Source organism: Agromyces ramosus (genome assembly GCF_030817175.1).
Taxonomy (GTDB): Bacteria; Actinomycetota; Actinomycetes; order Actinomycetales; family Microbacteriaceae; genus Agromyces; species Agromyces ramosus_A.
Window position 1 is genome coordinate 3,104,223 of the sequence record NZ_JAUSYY010000001.1, and the last position, 17,257, is coordinate 3,121,479.

General features: G+C 70.2%; 14 protein-coding genes, 2 pseudogenes and 1 riboswitch. Of the genes and pseudogenes, 6 read left to right on the forward strand and 10 right to left on the reverse strand.

All coding sequences use genetic code 11. The features are described 5' to 3' along the window. Positions 1-41 precede the first annotated feature (41 nt). From QFZ26_RS14555 to QFZ26_RS14570, 4 genes and pseudogenes are all read left to right on the forward strand, one after another. Complete coding sequence (locus tag QFZ26_RS14555) at positions 42-968, forward strand: ABC transporter ATP-binding protein (protein ID WP_307043328.1); 927 nt, start codon at positions 42-44, stop codon at positions 966-968. Continuing rightward, complete coding sequence (locus QFZ26_RS14560; RefSeq protein WP_307043331.1) at positions 965-1,810, forward strand: ABC transporter permease; 846 nt, start codon at positions 965-967, stop codon at positions 1,808-1,810. The genes QFZ26_RS14555 and QFZ26_RS14560 overlap by 4 nt, the downstream gene beginning before the upstream one ends. After that, positions 1,807-2,640 (forward strand): annotated as a pseudogene (locus QFZ26_RS14565) (ABC transporter permease). The gene QFZ26_RS14560 and the pseudogene QFZ26_RS14565 overlap by 4 nt, the downstream one beginning before the upstream one ends. Positions 2,641-2,736: 96 nt before the next feature. Continuing rightward, the gene (locus tag QFZ26_RS14570; protein WP_307043334.1) at positions 2,737-3,090 is read left to right on the forward strand and encodes a hypothetical protein; all 354 of its coding nucleotides are present in this window, start codon (positions 2,737-2,739) and stop codon (positions 3,088-3,090) included. A 45-nt stretch (positions 3,091-3,135) separates the two neighbouring features. On the opposite strand, the gene QFZ26_RS14575 is transcribed toward QFZ26_RS14570, so the two are convergent. Beyond that, entirely contained in the window at positions 3,136-3,567 is a 432-nt protein-coding gene (locus QFZ26_RS14575; RefSeq protein WP_307043335.1) for an aldehyde dehydrogenase, read from the reverse strand. Positions 3,568-3,743: 176 nt separating this feature from the next. Further along, complete coding sequence (locus tag QFZ26_RS14580) at positions 3,744-5,117, reverse strand: MFS transporter (RefSeq protein WP_307043337.1); 1,374 nt, start codon at positions 5,115-5,117, stop codon at positions 3,744-3,746. Between the two features lie 220 nt (positions 5,118-5,337). Between QFZ26_RS14580 and QFZ26_RS14585 the strand changes: the two genes are divergently transcribed. After that, positions 5,338-7,938, forward strand: a complete 2,601-nt coding sequence (locus tag QFZ26_RS14585; RefSeq protein WP_307043338.1) for an AMP-binding protein — start codon at positions 5,338-5,340, stop codon at positions 7,936-7,938. Here the strand turns inward: QFZ26_RS14585 and QFZ26_RS14590 are convergent. From QFZ26_RS14590 to QFZ26_RS14620, 7 genes and pseudogenes are all read right to left on the reverse strand, one after another. Continuing rightward, positions 7,916-8,272, reverse strand: coding sequence for a hypothetical protein (locus QFZ26_RS14590; RefSeq protein WP_307043340.1), 357 nt, complete (start codon positions 8,270-8,272; stop codon positions 7,916-7,918). The genes QFZ26_RS14585 and QFZ26_RS14590 overlap by 23 nt on opposite strands. 98 nt (positions 8,273-8,370) lie before the next feature. Then, a complete protein-coding gene (ribH, locus tag QFZ26_RS14595; protein ID WP_307043341.1) occupies positions 8,371-8,844 on the reverse strand; it encodes a 6,7-dimethyl-8-ribityllumazine synthase in 474 nt (157 codons plus the stop codon). Then, positions 8,841-10,142, reverse strand: a complete 1,302-nt coding sequence (ribA, locus tag QFZ26_RS14600; protein ID WP_307043343.1) for a GTP cyclohydrolase II — start codon at positions 10,140-10,142, stop codon at positions 8,841-8,843. The genes ribH and ribA overlap by 4 nt, the downstream gene beginning before the upstream one ends. Then, positions 10,139-10,834, reverse strand: a complete 696-nt coding sequence (locus QFZ26_RS14605; RefSeq protein WP_307043345.1) for a riboflavin synthase — start codon at positions 10,832-10,834, stop codon at positions 10,139-10,141. The genes ribA and QFZ26_RS14605 overlap by 4 nt, the downstream gene beginning before the upstream one ends. A 1-nt stretch (position 10,835) precedes the next feature. Further along, a pseudogene (ribD, locus tag QFZ26_RS14610) lies at positions 10,836-11,895 on the reverse strand (bifunctional diaminohydroxyphosphoribosylaminopyrimidine deaminase/5-amino-6-(5-phosphoribosylamino)uracil reductase RibD). Positions 11,896-11,980: 85 nt separating this feature from the next. Next, positions 11,981-12,126, reverse strand: a riboswitch (FMN riboswitch). A 60-nt stretch (positions 12,127-12,186) separates the two neighbouring features. Beyond that, positions 12,187-13,317, reverse strand: coding sequence for a hypothetical protein (locus QFZ26_RS14615; RefSeq protein ID WP_307043347.1), 1,131 nt, complete (start codon positions 13,315-13,317; stop codon positions 12,187-12,189). 173 nt (positions 13,318-13,490) lie between these two features. Continuing rightward, the gene (locus tag QFZ26_RS14620; RefSeq protein WP_307043349.1) at positions 13,491-14,483 is read right to left on the reverse strand and encodes a sugar-binding transcriptional regulator; all 993 of its coding nucleotides are present in this window, start codon (positions 14,481-14,483) and stop codon (positions 13,491-13,493) included. Positions 14,484-14,601: 118 nt separating this feature from the next. On the opposite strand from QFZ26_RS14620, the gene QFZ26_RS14625 reads away from it, so the two are divergent. Next, entirely contained in the window at positions 14,602-16,359 is a 1,758-nt protein-coding gene (locus tag QFZ26_RS14625) for a glycerol-3-phosphate dehydrogenase/oxidase (RefSeq protein ID WP_307043351.1), read from the forward strand. A 140-nt stretch (positions 16,360-16,499) separates the two neighbouring features. Here QFZ26_RS14625 and QFZ26_RS14630 read toward each other — a convergent pair whose 3' ends face one another. After that, a complete protein-coding gene (locus tag QFZ26_RS14630; protein ID WP_307043353.1) occupies positions 16,500-17,252 on the reverse strand; it encodes an HAD family hydrolase in 753 nt (250 codons plus the stop codon). Positions 17,253-17,257: the final 5 nt, after the last annotated feature.

Below are 17,257 nucleotides of genomic sequence, written 5' to 3' on the forward strand. Positions count from 1 at the left end.
CGTCCGACAGATGTCAGGACCCCGCACTATCGTGGTGGATTGTGCCGGAACCAGTCATCGTCGCCCGTGATCTCGTGAAGCGCTACGGCGACTTCGCCGCCGTCGACGGCATCTCCTTCGAGGTGGCGCCCGGCGAGTCCTTCGGCCTGCTCGGCCCCAACGGCGCGGGAAAGTCCACCACCATGCGAATGGTCGGCGCGGTCTCCACGCGCACCTCGGGCGAGCTCTCGATCCTCGGGCTCGACCCCGACGCCTTCGGCCCCGAGATCCGCTCGCAGCTCGGCGTCGTCCCGCAGGCCGACAACCTCGACACCGAGCTCCGCGTTCGCGAGAACCTCCTCGTCTACGGCCGCTACTTCGGTCTGCCGGCCAGGGTCGTCGCGAAGCGCGCCGACGAGCTGCTCGCCTTCGCCCAGCTCGAGGAGAAGGGCAAGGCGAAGGTCGACTCGCTGTCGGGCGGCATGAAGCGGCGCCTCACCATCGCGCGTGCCCTCATCAACGACCCGCGCGTGCTGCTGCTCGACGAGCCGACCACCGGCCTCGACCCGCAGGCGCGCCACATCCTCTGGGACCGCCTGTTCCGCCTCAAGGAGCAGGGCACCACGCTCCTGCTCACGACCCACTACATGGACGAGGCCGAGCAGCTTTGCGACCGCCTCGTGGTCGTCGACAAGGGCACGATCATGGCCGAGGGTGCACCATCCGAGCTCATCCGCCGCTACTCCTCGCGCGAAGTGCTCGAGGTGCGATTCGGCAGCGACCGCAACAGCGAGGTCGCCGAGCGGCTCACGGGCATCGGCGACCGCATGGAGGTGCTGCCCGACCGCATCCTCGTCTACAGCAACGACGGCGAGTCCGAACTCGTGAAGATCACCGAGGCGGGGTTCCACCCGATCACGAGCCTCGTCCGCCGATCGAGCCTCGAAGACGTCTTCCTCCGCCTCACCGGACGGACCCTCATCGAATGAGCCAGAGCCTGTCCGGCACGGTGCGGAGCGACACTGCACGCGCAATGGCCGCCGGAATCAAGCCGCGCCGCTGGGGCGCGTGGTACGTCGCGCTCCATCGCTTCCGGGTGATGAAGAGCTATACGGGCACCGTCGTGGTCGCCGGCATCGGCAGCCCGCTCATCTACCTCTACGCGCTCGGCGTCGGCCTCGCGACGATCGTCGACGCCGGCGGCGCGGGAGTCGGCGGCGTGAGCTACCTCGTGTTCGTCGCGCCCGCGCTGCTCGCGAGTGCCGCGATCACGGTGGCGAGCGAGGAGTTCACCTATCCCGTCATGCTCGGCTACAAGTGGAACCCGACGTTCACGGGCATGAGCGCCTCCCCGCTGCGGCCCACGCAGATCGCCGACGGGGTCATCATCTCGGTCGCCATCCGCATGATCGTGAACCTCGTGCTGTTCTTCGCGCTCATCCTGGTGTTCGGTGCGGCTCCCTCTCCGGCCGCCTCCCTGATGATCCTCGCCGGGCTCCTCGGCGGCCTCGCGTTCGGCGCGGTGCTCATGGGGTACACCTCGACCCTCGAAGAGGACACCGGCCAGCTGGCGATGGTCATGCGCTTCGTCGTGCTGCCGATGACGCTCTTCTCCGGTACCTTCTTCCCGCTCTCGACCTTCCCCACCTGGCTGCAGCCGATCGGCTGGATCTCGCCGCTGTGGCACAGCACCGAGCTCGCGCGGGTGTTCTCCTATGGCTACGCCGAGCCGATCTGGCTCACGGTCGTGCACGTGGCCTATCTCGTGGCGCTCATCGTCATCGGCTGGGTCTGGTCGCGCCGCATCGCCGTTCGGAGGCTCGGCAAGTGAGCGGCACGACCGAACGCGACCTCGCGCGGCCGTCGGCACGCCCACGACCCGTGCGCTCGCTCTACGCCGGCAACGCTCGCGCGGTCATGCTGCGCGGCTGGCGCGCCACGCGCAGCACGAACTGGCTCGTGGTGGTGAGCGGCTTCTTCGAGCCGATCTTCTATTTGCTCGCCATGGGCATCGGGCTCGGCACGCTCGTGGGCACCATCACGACGGCGAGCGGCAAGGAGGTGCCATACGCCGCGTTCATCGCGCCGGCGCTGCTTGCCGTGGCGGCGATGAACGGCGCCATCTACGACTCGACGTAGAACGTCTTCTTCAAGATGCAGTTCGCGAAGCTCTACGAGGGCATGCTCGCCACCTCGCTCGGCCCGCTCGACGTGGCGCTCGGCGAGATCCTGCTCGCCCTGCTCCGCGGCGCGCTCTACGCCGTCGGGTTCCAGCTCGTGATGCAGGTGCTCGGGCTCAACCTGTCGTGGTGGGCCCTGCTCGCGCTGCCCGCCGTGCTGCTCATCGCCTTCGGATTCGCGAGCGTCGGCATGGCCATCACGAGCTACATGAAGACGTTCCAGCAGATGGACTGGATCAACTTCGTGATGCTGCCGATGTTCCTGTTCTCGGCCACGTTCTACCCCATCACGGTCTATCCCGAGTGGCTGCAGCAGGTGATCCAGGCGCTTCCGCTCTGGCACGGCGTCGAGCTCGTGCGTGGGCTCACGACCGGCGACGTCGGCTGGGGCCTGCTCTGGCACGTGCTCTACTACGCCGTGATGATCACGATCGGACTCGTCTTCACGACGAGGCGGCTCCGCACGCTCTTCCTCGACTGAACGGGCCCTCGGCGACTGTTTCCGCGTGTGACGCACGCCCGCGACATCGGGACGGCCCGCGCGTATCGTGGCCGCAACGAACCCCGAGGAGCCCTCATGTCGAACCGCGAGCCGCACGCCGCCACCGAGCCCCGCCAGGGCTGGGTCATGGGCATGCGCGGCTGCGAGACGGCCGCGGAGTGCCGGAGCGAGCGGCCCGGCCACGGCCTCCACGCCATGCAGGCGCGGCTCGCCACGGTGGCCGCGAGCAAGTGGGTCGACGCGATCGTGGTCTCGGTCGATGCCGACGGCTTCGCGACCGTCGCGGAGTTCGCCGGCACCGACTCGCACCGCGTGTGGCACCACGATGCGTTCGGCGGTGAGCTCGCGGCCGGCGACCCGGTCGCTTTGCACGCGCTCTACAGCGTGCTCGCCAGCGGCGAGCAGCGATTCAGCGTCGCCCAGGCCTGAGCTGCGGCATCCGGCCGCTGGGGCCCATGCCATGGGCATCGCGGCTCACGCCATGGGCATCGCCTCGCTCATCGAGCCCATCATCTTCTCCATCGCCATGACCGCCTGATCGCACGCCATCGCGCACATGCGGCAGTGCTCGCTCATCTCGGCGTGCATCGAGCACTCGGCCGAGCACGCGCGGGCCATCATGACCGTTGACTGCATCATCGACATCATCACCTGCATGTCCCAGCCGTTCATGCGGAGCATCATGCGCATCATCGTGTCGCACATGTCGGCGCAGTTCGCGCACAGTCCTGCGCACCTGGCCATTCCGGCGCCCTCGCCCGCGTCGGCATCGGCGCACATGATGCACGCCTGCATGCACGCGGAGAGCGCCTCCATACACTCCTGCATCATCGCCGGGTCCATGTCCTTCATCGGCATGTCCGACGACGACATGGCGCCCTTCATCATGTCCATCGTCATGTTCATCTGCGGCTCGCCATCCAGGGAGGCCGAGTGCCGACGGCGCCGGCGGATGACTCGGCAGCCCTTGCTCGGGTGCCATGCTACGCCGCGAGGGCGAGCGCCAGAAGGGGCCGGTGCATCGATCTCGGGAACGACGAAGGGGGCGGATGCCGCGACATCCGCCCCCTTCGCTCACGGCGTCAGGCGTCGAGGTCGACGTCCTTCGTCTCCTTCGAGAGGAGCAGCGCGATGAGGGTCAGCACCGCCATCGCCGAGAGGTAGACGCCGACCCAGAACGGACTGCCGCCTCCCGACTGCCAGAGGGCGACGGCGATGAACGGGGCCACCGCCGCGCCGAGGATCGATGACACGTTGTACGAGATGCCGGAGCCCGTGTAGCGGACGTTCGTCGGGAACAGTTCGGGCAGGAGCGCCCCCATGGGGCCGAAGGTCATGCCCATGAGCGAGAAGCCGACGACGAGCCACAGCATGACACCCCAGAAGCCGGCGCCGAGCAGCGGCACCCAGAGGAGGCCGAACACGATGATGCCGAGAGTCACCAGGATGAGCGTCTTGCGCCGGCCCCACCGGTCGGCCCAGGGGCCGGAGAGCAGCGTGAAGATGCCGAAGAACACGACACCGCCGATGAGCATGAGGACGAAGGTGTTGTACGAGTAGCCGAGGCCGGGCAGCGCGCCCTCGGTTGACTCGACCGGCGCGCGTCCGTAGCTCAGCGAGAACGTGGTCATCAGGTAGAAGAGCACGTAGGTCGCCAGCATGAAGAAGGTGCCGAGGATGAGCTGCTTCCAGTAGTTCTTGAAGACGCTCGCGAGCGGCAGCTTCGTGAGCCTGCCCTCCTTCGACGCCTTGGAGAACGTCGTCGACTCGACGAGCCGGAGGCGCACCCACAGGCCGACGATCACCATGACCGCCGAGAACAGGAACGGGATGCGCCAGCCCCAGTCGAGGAACGCCTGCGACGGCATGGTCGGGTCGTCCGACGGCAGCGCGGCGGCGATGACGAGGAACAGGCCGTTGGCGATGATGAAGCCGATCGGGGCGCCGAGTTGCGGGAACGTGCCGTACCAGGCGCGCTTGCCCTTCGGGGCGTTCTCGGTCGCGACGAGTGCCGCGCCCGACCACTCGCCGCCGAGCGCGAATCCCTGCGCGATGCGCAGGATGACGAGCAGCAGCGGTGCGAGCCAGCCGACGACGGCGTAGGTCGGCAGCAGGCCGATGAGGAAGGTCGCGATGCCCATGGTGAGGAGGGCGCCGACGAGGGTGGCCTTCCGGCCGTGCTTGTCGCCGAGGTGGCCGAAGATGACCGCGCCGAGCGGGCGGGCGACCATCGCGGCACCGAAGACGGCGAACGACGAGAGCAGTGCCGTGGTCGGGTCACCGGTCGGGAAGAACAGGTGCGGGAAGACGAGCACCGCGGCCGTCGCGTAGACGTAGAAGTCGTAGAACTCGATCGTCGTGCCGACGAGGCTCGCGAGCACGACGCGGCTGCGTGGATTCGCCGGGGCGGGGACAGGGGATGCGGCGGCCGTGGCCGCCGTGGTGGATGAGGACATCAGTGGCGAGGACTCCGTGAGGTGAAGGCAGGCCGCAGAGGGCGCGTCGATCTGACGGTTCATCGCGGGTGTGGGAATCGTCGCTTGTGGCAACTGGAATACCCTACGTCCGAGCGGATTTCGCGCCGAATCGGCGGCGACGAGCGGTGGCGATCGTGCGACGAACGGTATGAGGTTAGACTTACCTAACTTCCCACTCGTTCGACGATCGGCTTCACGCGTGCGCGAAACCGCGACCTTCCCCACGCCAGGCGGCACCCTCGACCTGCTCGGTGGCGACCCAGCCACGCCGGCGCTCGTCACCGCCGACGGCATCGTCGACTACGCGGAGCTCCGCGAGCGCGTCCGCTCGCGTGCGGCGCAGCTGGGCCCGGAACGCCGGCTCGTGATGATCCATGCCGCCAATGCGATCGAACCGCTCGTCACCTACCTCGCCGCACTCGAGGGCGGCCATGTCGTGCTCCTCGTCTCAGGCGATGACGACGCCGCCGCGACCCGGCACCGCGACCAGTTCCTCGAACGCCACGACCCCGACGTCGTGTTCAGGGCGGGCGATCACGGCTGGCTGCTCGATGAGCGGCGCGACGGGACTCGCCACGAGCTGCACCCCGACCTCGCGATGCTCGCCAGCACGTCCGGCTCCACCGGCTCACCGAAGCTCGTGCGACTCTCGCACGCGAACCTCCTGAGCAACGCGGCGAGCATCGCCGACTACCTCCGCATCGGGCCCGACGACCGCGCCGCGACGACGCTGCCGATGCACTACTGCTACGGGCTCTCCGTCGTGAACAGCCACCTGCTCTCCGGCGGGTCGCTGCTGCTCACCGAGCGATCGGTCATCGAGCCGGCGTTCTGGGCCGACTTCCGCGACGCCGGCGCCACGTCGTTCGCGGGCGTCCCGTACACGTTCGACCTCCTCGACGGCACGGACTTCGCCGCACGCACGCCGCCGACCCTGCGCTACGTCACCCAGGCCGGCGGCCGCCTCGGCGCCGATCGCGTCGAGCGCTACGCCCGGCTCGGCCGGGAGCGAGGGTTCGACGTCGTCGTCATGTACGGCCAGACCGAGGCCACGGCGCGCATGGCCTACCTGCCGCCGGACCTCGCCGAGACCCACCCCGGCTCGATCGGCATCCCGATTCCCGGCGGGGCGTTCCGGATCGACGGCGACCCCGTCGGCGAGCTCGTCTACGAGGGCCCGAACGTGATGTTGGGCTACGCAGAGGGCCCGGAGGACTTCGCCGACGGGGCCACGATCGACGAACTGCGCACCGGCGACCTGGCTCGCCTCACCGACTCAGGACTCTACGAGATCGTCGGCCGGGTGAGTCGCTTCGTGAAGGTGTTCGGCCTGCGCATCGACCTCGACCGAATCGAGGGCTTCCTCCTCGAGGGCGGCATCGAGGGGCGCGCGATCAGCCACGACGAGCGCCTGACGGTCTTCGTCCTGCACGATCGCGACGTGGCCGCGACCGCACAGCTCATCGCCGACCGCACCGGGCTTCCTGCCCACGTCGTCCGCGTGCACCCGATCGCCGAGTTCCCCCGCACCTCGAGCGGCAAGCCCGACCAGGCGGCGCTCGCCCGGCACGTCGAGCTCCTCGAGCGGCGCGAGGCGGAGCGACAGGCCGTGTCCGCCGCCACCGACGGCGCCACCGACGGGGCGGCGCCGATGCACGACCGTATTCGCGACCTCTACGCCGAGCTCCTGGGGCGGCCCGACACGACCCTCGACGACAGCTTCGTCGCCCTCGACGGCGACTCGCTCAGCTACGTCGAGGTGTCCCTGCAACTCGGTCGCCTGCTCGGCACGCTGCCGGCCGACTGGCCCGGCCGCAGCATCCGCGAGCTCGCCGGCGAACAGCAGAGCCGCCCGCCGGCCGCCGCGACGCTGCGTCGGCGCTGGGTTCCGCGAGTGCGCCAGGTCGAGACCTCCGTCGTGCTTCGCACCCTCGCGATCGTGCTCATCGTGGCGACGCACGCCGACCTCATCGCCCTGAAGGGCGGGGCGCACCTGCTGCTCGCCGTCGCGGGCTTCAATCTCGCGCGGTTCAGGCTCGCGGATGTCCCGCGCCGGGCCCGGCTCGGAGGCCTGCTGCGCAGCGTCACCCAGCTCCTCGTGCCCGCCGTGCTGTGGATCGGGGGCGTCGCCCTCATCGCCGGCACGTACGACCCGGCCACAGTGCTCCTCATGAACAACGTGGTCTCCGACGACACGGGCTGGACCGAGCAGTGGCACTTCTGGTTCCTCGAAGCGATCGTCTGGTCGATCGTGGGAGTCGCCGTGCTGCTCCTCGTGCCGGTGTTCGACCGGCTCGAGCGTCGTCGCGGGTTCGCGGTCGCCCTCGCGCTCGTCGCCGCGACGCTCACCCTGCGCTACGTCGTCGCTGGCGGGATCGTCGCGTCGTCGCCGACGCGGTACGCGATCCCCGGCGTGCTCTGGCTGATCGCGATCGGCTGGCTCATCGCACGTGCGACGACGACGACGCAGCGCCTCCTGGCCACGGCGATCGTGCTCGCGACGGTGCCCGGGTTCTTCGACGACCCTGCGCGCGAGGCGCTCATCGTGGTCGGCCTCGTGCTGCTGACCTGGGTCCGGTCGCTGCCGGTGCCGGCCGTGCTCGCCGGACTGGTCGGTGCGATCGCCTCGGCGTCGATGTTCGTGTACCTCACGCACTGGCAGGTGTACCCGCCCATCGAGGAGGTCTCGCCCGCCCTCGCGGTGGTGGCCTCGTTCGCGGTCGGCCTCCTCGTGTGGCGCGGCTACGGAACGCTCAGCCGCTCGCTCACCCGTTCGATCAGCGCCAGGCGACCGCGATGACGATGTTCGCGAACGTCAGCGCACCGACCGCCCACAGCGCCCAGCTGGGTGCAGGCGTCTTCTTGCGGTAGACGAACACGAGCACGGTGATCACGATCGCGATGACGAGCTTCACCGCGATCTTCACGTTGTTCACCTCGAAGAGGTCGCCCATCTGGATCGTCGCCACGAGCAGCACGCCGGTCACGATCTGCGCAAGCGCCCCGCGCCACATGATCGGAAGCACGCGGCCCTCGCCGGATGCGATCGCCTTCTGTTGGACCAGGAATCCGCCGAAGAGCATCGCCAGGCCGACGAAGTGGAGGATGAGCAGGATGATGCGCAGGATGTCCATGGCCCGAGCCTAGGAGGTCGGCCGAGCACGGCGCCAGCGGACGCGGCCGCCCGCCAGGAACTCCGCCAAGTCCGGATGCCGCGGCATCCGGCGCCCGTTCAGGCCGCGCCGAGCGACTGCAGTGCCCGCACCGTCGCGATCGCGGCCTCGGCCGCCTCGCGCCCCTTGTCCTCCTTCGACCCGGGGAGCCCGGCCCGATCGAGTCCCTGCTTCTCGTCGTCGAGCGTGAGCACGCCGAAGCCGACGGGTCGGCCGGTGTCGAGTGCGACGCGCGTGAGCCCGTCGGTGGCCGCCGCCGAGACGTACTCGAAGTGCGGCGTGCCGCCGCGGATGATCACGCCGAGCGCGACGACCGCGTCGGCACCCTCATCGAGAGCGGCCTTCGCGACGACCGGGAGCTCGAAGCTGCCGGGCACCCGCACGAGCGAGAAGTCGGCGCCGGATGCCTCGAGCGTGCGGGTCGCTCCGGCGATGAGCCCGTTCGTGATCTCATCGTGCCAGCTTCCGGCGACGATCACGATCGTGAGTCCCGTGCCGTCGACGTCGAGCTCGGGGGATCCTGCTCCGCTCATGATGCGTGTCCTTCCAGGAGGGTTTCGGCCGCAGCATCCGTCAGCTGCTGGTCGTCGATCGTGTGGCCCATGCGGCGCCGCTTGGTGTCGAGGTATCCGGAGTTGCCGAGGCCCACGCCGACGACGAGCGGAAGCCGCTCGGTGACGGTGATGCCGTGCGCCTCCAGCTGCCGGACCTTCTCGGGGTTGTTCGTGAGCAGCCGCACGCGCTCGATGCCGAGGTCGGTGAGGATCGCGGTGGCCGAGCTGTAGTCGCGGGCATCGATGGGGAGCCCGAGCGCGAGGTTCGCGTCGAGGGTGTCGAGCCCGTCCTCCTGCAGCCGGTAGGCGCGGAGCTTGTTGATGAGGCCGATGCCGCGGCCCTCGTGTCCGCGAAGGTAGACGACGACGCCCCCCGACTCCTGGATCGTCTCGAGGGCGGCATCGAGTTGAGGCCCGCACTCGCACTTCATCGACCCGAACGCCTCACCGGTCAGGCACTCGGAGTGCACCCGCACGATGGCGCCGGCGGGGTCGTCGGCCGGTTCACCGGCGATGATCGCGACGTGGTCGGCGCCGGTGCCGCGGTCGCGGTAGGCGCGCACGCGGAAGACACCGTGCTCGGTCGGCAGCGTCGTCTCGACCTCGAACGCCACGGCAGAGGTCTCGGGCACGGCATCGGGTGCCGAGCGGGCGAGGTCGTGGCCGGAATGCCACTCGCGGAGCCAGTCGATGAGGGCGGCGACCGTGGTCACGAGCAGGCCCTCGCGCTCGCCGAGCTCGATGAGCCCCGGCAGTCGCATCATCTCGCCGTCGTCGCCGACGATCTCGGCGATCACGCCGACGGGGGAGAGGCCCGCGAGGCGCAGCAGGTCGACCGCGGCCTCGGTGTGCCCGGCACGCTCGCGCACGCCGCCGTCGACGGCGCGCAGCGGGATCACGTGACCGGGCCGGATCAGGCGCTCGGGCGTCGCATCCGGATCGGCGAGCACGCGCAGCGTGTGCGCACGCTCGGTGGCCGAGATGCCCGTGGAGTTGCGGTCGGCGGCGTCGACCGAGATCGTGTACGCCGTGCTGCGGGCGTCTTCGTTGCGATCGGTCATGAGCGGCAGCTCGAGGCGATCGGCCACCACGTTCGGCATCGGTGCGCAGAGGAACCCGCTGGTGTTGCGCACCATCCAGGCGATCCATTCCTGCGTGGCGAACTCGGCCGCCATGATCGCGTCGCCCTCGTTCTCGCGTGCCTCGTCGTCGGCAACGATGACGGGCTTGCCCGCGCGCAGCGCATCGAGCACCTCGGGGATCGTGGCGAGGCTCATGCGGCACCCCCGCTCGTGGACTCGGCGCGTTCGGCTGCCCACAGCGCGGGCGTCGCGACCCCGGCGACGGATGACGGGAGCGTACGGTGCGCGTCGAAGCGGAGCATCCGCTCGACCTGCCTCGCAAGGATGTCGGTCTCGATGTTCACGACGTCGCCGACCGCGCGCGCGCCGAGGGTGGTCGCCGTGAGCGTCTCGGGGATCAGCGAGACCTCGAACCAGGAGCCGTCGGGCTCGTCGCCCACGGCACTCACGGTGAGCGAGACGCCGTCGACCGCGATCGAGCCCTTGTCGACCACGAGCGGTGCGTGGGCGGTGTCGAGCGAGAAGCGGATGACCCGCCACGCCTCGCCCGGGCGGATCTCGAGCACTCGGGCCGTGCCGTCGATGTGGCCCTGCACGATGTGCCCGCCGATGCGGTCGCCGACCCGTGCGGCGCGCTCGAGGTTCACGGCGAGGCCGTCGCGCGCCGCCGCGAGCGTCGACATCGCGAGCGTCTGCGCCATGACGTCGGCGGTGAACGACGCGCCGTCGAAGTCGACGATCGTGAGGCAGACGCCGGAGACGGCGATCGAGTCGCCGTGCTTCGCCCCCTCGACCGCGAGCGGTCCTCGTACGGTGAGCCGGGCGGCGTCGCCGGTGCGCTCGATGCGCGTGACGGTGCCGAGCTCCTCGATGATTCCGGTGAACATGTCAGTTCCCTTCCGTGGGCTTGGGGTGGGCGACGAGCAGGAGGTCGTCGCCGAGCCGTTCGATGACGGCGAAGTCGTAGCGGAGTGCCGCGTCGATCGACTCGATGCCGAGGTCGCCGAGTGCGAGCCGCGGGCCGCCGAGCAGCACGGGCGCGACGTAGACGAGGAGTTCGTCGGCGAGCCCGGCGGCGATGAACGCGCTCGCGAGCGTGGGGCCGCCTTCGACGAAGAGCGAGCGGATGCCGCGGTGCGCCAGCTCTGCGAGGTCGGCGGCGAGATCGACGCCCTCGAAGAACATCGGGGCGTGCGGATGCCGCGTGACGGCCGCATCGGACGGCACGGGGCGGCGACCGAAGACCACGGGCACCGGTTGCGCGTCGAAGAACTGTCCGCCGGGTGCCCGGGCGGTGAGGGCGGGATCGTCGGCGAGCACGGTGCCCGTGCCCACGGCGATCGCCTCGGCGGCCGAGCGCCTGCGGTGCACGTCGGCGCGAGCTTCGGGACCGGTGATCCACTGGCTCGTGCCGTCGGCCGCCGCCGCGCGACCGTCGAGGCTCGACGCCCATTTCACGATGATGCGCGGTCGGCGGTGCCCGGCCGCGAACAGCCAATCGTCGAGGAAGACGCTCACCTCGTCGGCGAGTACCCCACCGGTCACCTCGACGCCCGCGGCCCGCAAGCGATCGCCCCCGCCGGCGGAATGGTCGCCGGGGTCGGCGACGGCGTAGACGACGCGGCCGATGCCGGCGTCGATGAGGGCCACGGCGCACGGACCGGTTCGCCCGACGTGGTTGCACGGCTCGAGGGTGACCACCGCGGTGGCGCCCTCGGCTGCGCCGGGTGCGAGCTTCGAGAGCGCGTCGACCTCGGCGTGGGCGGTGCCGGCGCCGCGGTGCCAGCCTTCGGCGAGCAGCTCACCATGGGGTGAGAGGATGACGCAGCCGACGCGCGGGGTTCACGCCGCGAGCGGGGCCGCGTTCGGCGAGCTCGAGCGCGCGGCGCATCGCCGTGGCATCCGCCATCGTGTGCTCACCGCGCTCAGTGTGCCCCGCCGTGCTCATCCCGTGTCCCGTCTCAAGGCTCCGGGGGATGCTCGGCGTGCCACGGTGCGATCACCGCGGCAGTCGGCTGCGCACAGCGCTGCCGACACGTGCCGCCTCCCATCCGGACTTTCACCGTCGGTACCGGAGTTTCACCGGTTCAACCGCTCGCACGCGACCTCTCGGCCTCACGCTCGCAGTTCGCGGACTGTCACCGCCGGTTCGGACTTACACCGACCCCGGAGCACGTTTGTCATGTCGATTGTAGGTCAACGCCCTGACGCGCGGGCTATTCCCGACTTCGGTCACTGCTCAGCGGCACGCGGCGGCGGCGGCGATCTGCGCGTCCGATGGGCGTCCGTACGCCTCGATGCCGGCTCCGGGGAGGTCGTAGCCCATGCCGATCGCCCAGGCCGTCGCCCACATCTCGTGGTCGCTGCTGAAGGGCGCCGCTTCGAAGATGGGGTAGCAGTCGTCGCCGAGCACCTGCGCATGGCCGACTTCGTGCACCACGAGCGCCTTCGCGTTCTCGTCGGTCGCCCACTCGCGTTCGACGCTCTCCGTCAAGGAGATGAGGCCCCACCCGACGCCCTCCGGCTTGAACTCGGTCGTTCCGGAGTACCACTGGTCACTGGCGCGCCCGGCGACCTCGTACGCCCAGGCGAACTCCAGCTCGAGGCCCGACGCGATCGATCGCGCGAAGGCCTCGATCTCGGCGCGCACCGGGTAGGCGTTGCGATGCTCCTGCTCGGCCGCGTGCGAGGTGCGGACCTCGGACACGGCTGTTGCCAGCGCGGTGAAGCGATTGGCATCACCCGACGACATGCTCGGTGAGTGACGGATGCCGTCGATCGCCTGCTCCACCGCCAGCCGAGCTCGGTACGTCGCGAGGGTGCTCTCGGCCAGCGCGGCCTCGGCGCGCTCCTCGGTACCCGACACGAGTGCCTCCGAGGCGTCGGCGATCGCCTTCGTACCGCCGGCGACCTGCTCGGCGGCGGCGTCGAACCGAACGGCGGCCGAGTGGTGGGACGGGACGAGCTCGACGAGGCGCCAGAGGTCTGCATACCGTTCCCAGGCCGGGGCCGGGGCGTCAGGTGCGCCCAGCTCGACGATTCCGGCTGGAGGCGCGGGCGCGTCGGCGAGGAGCTCGCGTGCCCGCTCGACGTGTTCGGCGAGCGCTGCGTGGTCGTCGGCAGCGACCAGGTCGCCGGTGGCCATCTCGAGAAGGTACTCGGCACGCGCGACGGCGGAACCGCTGCGCTCGGCGGTGGCCGCGTAGTCGGTGCTCGCGTCGTCGTACCGCGCATCGGCGGCCGCCCAGGTCGGCCACGCATGGGCATGGATCGTCGTGGCGACGAGGTGATCGCCGAGGAGTGCGAGCGCGACCGCCGCGACGGCGCCGGCGACGATGATCGGCGCCCGGAGGCGCTGTCGGGGCGTCACGCGGCTCGTGGCGGGCGGCGCGGATTGCGCGGGCTCCGAACTCGTTGGCGTTGCAGGCTCGACGGGCTCTGGGTGCGGGTGCTCCACCGGCGTCCTCTCTCGTTGATCGACCGACGGCGACCGCGGCCTCAATACGCTATCCCGCAGCGGTGGCCGACGGGGTCACGATCCGGTCACGCGTCGACGAGCGCGCGGGCCGTCGACTCGTCGACAATGAGGTCGGTGATCAGGCCGGCCGCCAGTGCGCCGCGGAGACTCGCGAGCTTCGCCCGCCCCGAGACGACGCAGATGCGGCGCGGCGCCCGACGCAGCACGGCGAAGTCGGGGCCGGTCGCCCGTTCGTTCACCGCGATGCCGTCGGTGGAGCCGTCGGCACGGTAGAACACGGTCGCCACGTCGCCGACGGCACCGTCGCGGCTGAGCGACTCGTAGTCGGCACGTTCGAGGTAGCCGCCCTGGTAGACGTGGCTCGGCACCTCGGCGAAGGGGGAGCCGACACCGAAGATCGCGACATCCATGCCGCCCTGCAGGTCGAGCAGACGCCGGGTGCCGCGCTCCCGCCAGAAGGCGCGCTTGGTGGCCGGGTCGTCGAAGAAGGCGGGCACGGGGAACTGCTGCACGCGCGCGCCGAACGCGTCGCCGAATCGACGCAGCAGCTCGCTCGCGTAGAGGATGCCGGTGGTGCGAACGTTGCCGGCTCCGTTCAGCTGCACGATCTCGGTGTTGTGGGTGGCCTTCGGCACGAGGTGGCGGCTCATCGCGCTCATGGTGGATCCCCAAGCGACGCCGACCGTCTGGTTGGAGTCGATGAACCGGCCGAGAATTCGTGCAGCCGAGAGCGCGACGCGCTCGAGCCGGTCGATGTCGCTGGCGTGGTCGGGCACCGGGATGACGTGTGCGCCGACCTCGAACCGTTCGAGGATCTCCTGTTCGATGCGGCTCGGGAGGTCGAGCGGGGAGTGGATCGAGATCTCGACGAGCCCGCTGGCCCTGGCGTGGCTCAGCAGGCGGGAGACCGACGAACGCGAGGTGTGCAGCTCGTGTGCGATGGCCTCCATCGTGAGGTCCTGCAGGTAGTACAGGTGTGCCGCGCGGAGCGCGTCTCGCGTCTTTCCGCGCACCGTTCCGGGTATCTCGGGGTCGATCTCTCGTTCGGCGTCGATCATCGGAGCTCCTTGCACATATGTGCACGCCACTTGCAAGTTCGTTCGGGCGCGTTCACCATGTATTCATCCACACCGTGCAGGCTTGCCGCAAGCCGCCGTTCCGCACCGAGAGGACGCGATGTCTCCGCAGCAGACCACCCCCAAGCGACGTCGGGAGCACGAGCCCGGCCGGAGCACCCGAGCGGATGTCGCGGCGCTCCGCGACCGGCCGAGTGCCGAGGTGCTCGTGATCGGCGGCGGCATCAACGGCATCGCCACCTTCCGCGACCTCGCGCTGCAGGGTGTCGACGTCGTGCTCGTCGAGCGCGACGACTTCGTGTCGGGCGCCTCGTCGGCCTCGTCGCACATGATCCACGGCGGCATCCGCTATCTCGAGAACGGCGAGTTCAGGCTCGTGAAGGAGTCGGTCGAAGAGCGCAACGGCCTGCTTCGCATCGCACCGCACTACGTGAAGCCCCTCGAGACCACGGTGCCGATCTTCTCCACGTTCTCGGGCATCCTCTCCGCACCGCTGCGGTTCCTCACCCACCAGCCGGGCAAGCCGACCGAGCGTGGCGCCGCGCTCATCAAGACCGGGCTCACGATCTACGACGCGTTCTCACGCGACGGTGGCCAGGTGCCGCGCCACCGCTTCCACGGGGCGAAGCGTTCGCTGGCCGAGCTGCCCGCACTGAACCCCGACGTGAAGTACACGGCGACGTACTTCGACGCGAGCATGCACGATCCCGAGCGGCTCGCCCTCGACGTGCTCTTCGACGGCCTCGCCGCTGGTCCGCGCGCGCGGGCCGCCAACCACCTCGAAGCGGTGGGCCTGGATGCCGCGGGCGTGCGTCTGCGCGACGCGGTCACCGGTGACGAGTTCGCCATCGCCGCCGACGTGATCGTCAACACGTCAGGGCCATGGGCCGATGTCACGAACGAGAGCCTCGGCCGGCCGACGAGCTACATGGGAGGAACGAAGGGCTCGCACATCGTGCTCGACCACCCCGAGCTGCTCGCCGCGACCGGCGGCCGGGAGATCTTCTTCGAGCACGACGACGGCCGCATCGTCCTGATCTACCCGCTCCAGGGCCGCGTGATGGTGGGCACGACGGACCTCGAGCACGATATGCGCGAGCCCGCGATCTGCACCGAGGCCGAGGTCGACTACTTCTTCGAGCTCATCGCGCACGTCTTCCCGGCCATCGGCGTCGACCGGTCGCAGATCGTGTACCGCTTCGCCGGAGTGCGGCCGCTCCCTCGCCACGACGACACGCAACCCGGGTTCGTCTCCCGCGACTATCGCATCGAGCGGAGCGAGATCGGGGCCCGCCCGGGCACGACCCTGCTCAGCCTCGTCGGCGGCAAGTGGACGACCTTCCGCGCACTCGCCGAACACCTCGCCGACGAGGTGCTCGAGCTGCTCGGCCGTGCTCGCACGGTCTCGACGAGGGGACTCGCCATCGGTGGCGGCGCGCGGTACCCCGCGACCGACGACGCCCGCCGCGTCTGGCTCGCCTCGCACGGTGACGAGGTCGGCCGCGATCGCGCGGCGCAACTGCTCGAGCGGTACGGCACGCGGGCGGAGGTCTTCCTCTCCCAGATCGAGGGCGAGACGGATGCCCCGCTCGTGAACCACCACGGCTACAGCGTGCTCGAGGTGCGATGGCTCGCCCGCACCGAGCGTGTCGTGCACCTCGCCGACCTCGTGCTGCGACGCACGAGCATGGCGTTCACGGGCAGCATCACGACGCCCCTCCTCGACGAGCTGGCGACGCTCGTGGGCGATGAGCTCGGCTGGGATGCCGAGCGGCGCCGCGCCGAGGTCGCGGCCACGCGGACCCTCCTTCTCGAGCGTCACGGCGTGGTGCTCGAGGCATCCGCCGCGCTCGTCTGACCGCATTCGCGCTGTGGAGGAGCACGGTCTCGACGACGCTCGACCGGTCGACGGCTTGTCGACGTCGAACGGGGCTCACCGCAGGTACGGTGGGGATCGCGAGCCGGGTGCATGGGGGTGCGCCCGGCTCGTTCGGTCGGTCAGCGGTCGAGTTGCTCGGCGAGAAGCGGTGCGAGTTCGGCGAGGCCCGCGATCTCGTGCACTCCGGATGCCTCGGCCTCGCCCGATTCGCCGGCACCGCTCGGCGCACCCGGGCGGTGCAGCCACACGCCGATGAGCCCGGCCGCCGCCGCGCCGACGGCGTCGGTGACGAGCCGGTCGCCGACGTACGCGGCGGGCGTCGCGTGGGCATCGCCTCCGAAGCGCTCGAGCGCGACCCGGAAGATGCGCTCGTCGGGTTTCGTCACGCCGACCTCACCGGAGGCGATGACGTGCTCGAACCGGTCGAGGATGCCGAGTCGTTGGAGCTTCGCCGTCTGGTAGTCGAGCTCGCCGTTCGTGATGACGCCGAGCCGGACGCGGGGGAGCGCGTCGGCGAGTGCGTCGAGCGCCGGGATGGCGTCGTCGTGCAGTGCCCATGACTCGCGGTAGTGCTCGAAGTAGCGGGCGAACCAGGCGCCCGCCGCCGCCTCGTCGAGCTCGTCGCCGTGTGCGATCGCGAACGCCCGCGCCCGGGCGCGCCGCTGCTGTTCGAACGTCAGGTGACCGGCGAGATAGGCGTGGTAGTGCTCCTCTTCGAGGTCATACCAGAAGCGCTGCGATGCGAGCGCCTCGCCGCTGTATGCACGTTCACGCATGTGCAGCAGAATACCGCGTTCGACCGCCTCGCGATGCGCCAAGAGGGTGTCGTCGAGGTCGAAGAGCACGATCGGTGCCGACTCTCGCATGGTCATGATGG

What these genes read in the sequence shown, in the direction of transcription:
- QFZ26_RS14620 (WP_307043349.1), bottom strand. Translation starts at nt 14,483, where the DNA reads ATGATCGACGCCGAACGAGAGATCGACCCCGAGATACCCGGAACGGTG.
- QFZ26_RS14590 (WP_307043340.1), bottom strand. Translation starts at nt 8,272, where the DNA reads ATGGACATCCTGCGCATCATCCTGCTCATCCTCCACTTCGTCGGCCTG.
- QFZ26_RS14605 (WP_307043345.1), bottom strand. Translation starts at nt 10,834, where the DNA reads ATGTTCACCGGAATCATCGAGGAGCTCGGCACCGTCACGCGCATCGAG.
- QFZ26_RS14630 (WP_307043353.1), bottom strand. Translation starts at nt 17,252, where the DNA reads ATGACCATGCGAGAGTCGGCACCGATCGTGCTCTTCGACCTCGACGAC.
- QFZ26_RS14560 (WP_307043331.1), top strand. Translation starts at nt 965, where the DNA reads ATGAGCCAGAGCCTGTCCGGCACGGTGCGGAGCGACACTGCACGCGCA.
- QFZ26_RS14580 (WP_307043337.1), bottom strand. Translation starts at nt 5,117, where the DNA reads ATGTCCTCATCCACCACGGCGGCCACGGCCGCCGCATCCCCTGTCCCC.
- ribH (WP_307043341.1), bottom strand. Translation starts at nt 8,844, where the DNA reads ATGAGCGGAGCAGGATCCCCCGAGCTCGACGTCGACGGCACGGGACTC.
- QFZ26_RS14575 (WP_307043335.1), bottom strand. Translation starts at nt 3,567, where the DNA reads ATGAACATGACGATGGACATGATGAAGGGCGCCATGTCGTCGTCGGAC.
- QFZ26_RS14625 (WP_307043351.1), top strand. Translation starts at nt 14,602, where the DNA reads ATGTCTCCGCAGCAGACCACCCCCAAGCGACGTCGGGAGCACGAGCCC.
- QFZ26_RS14570 (WP_307043334.1), top strand. Translation starts at nt 2,737, where the DNA reads ATGTCGAACCGCGAGCCGCACGCCGCCACCGAGCCCCGCCAGGGCTGG.
- ribA (WP_307043343.1), bottom strand. Translation starts at nt 10,142, where the DNA reads ATGAGCCTCGCCACGATCCCCGAGGTGCTCGATGCGCTGCGCGCGGGC.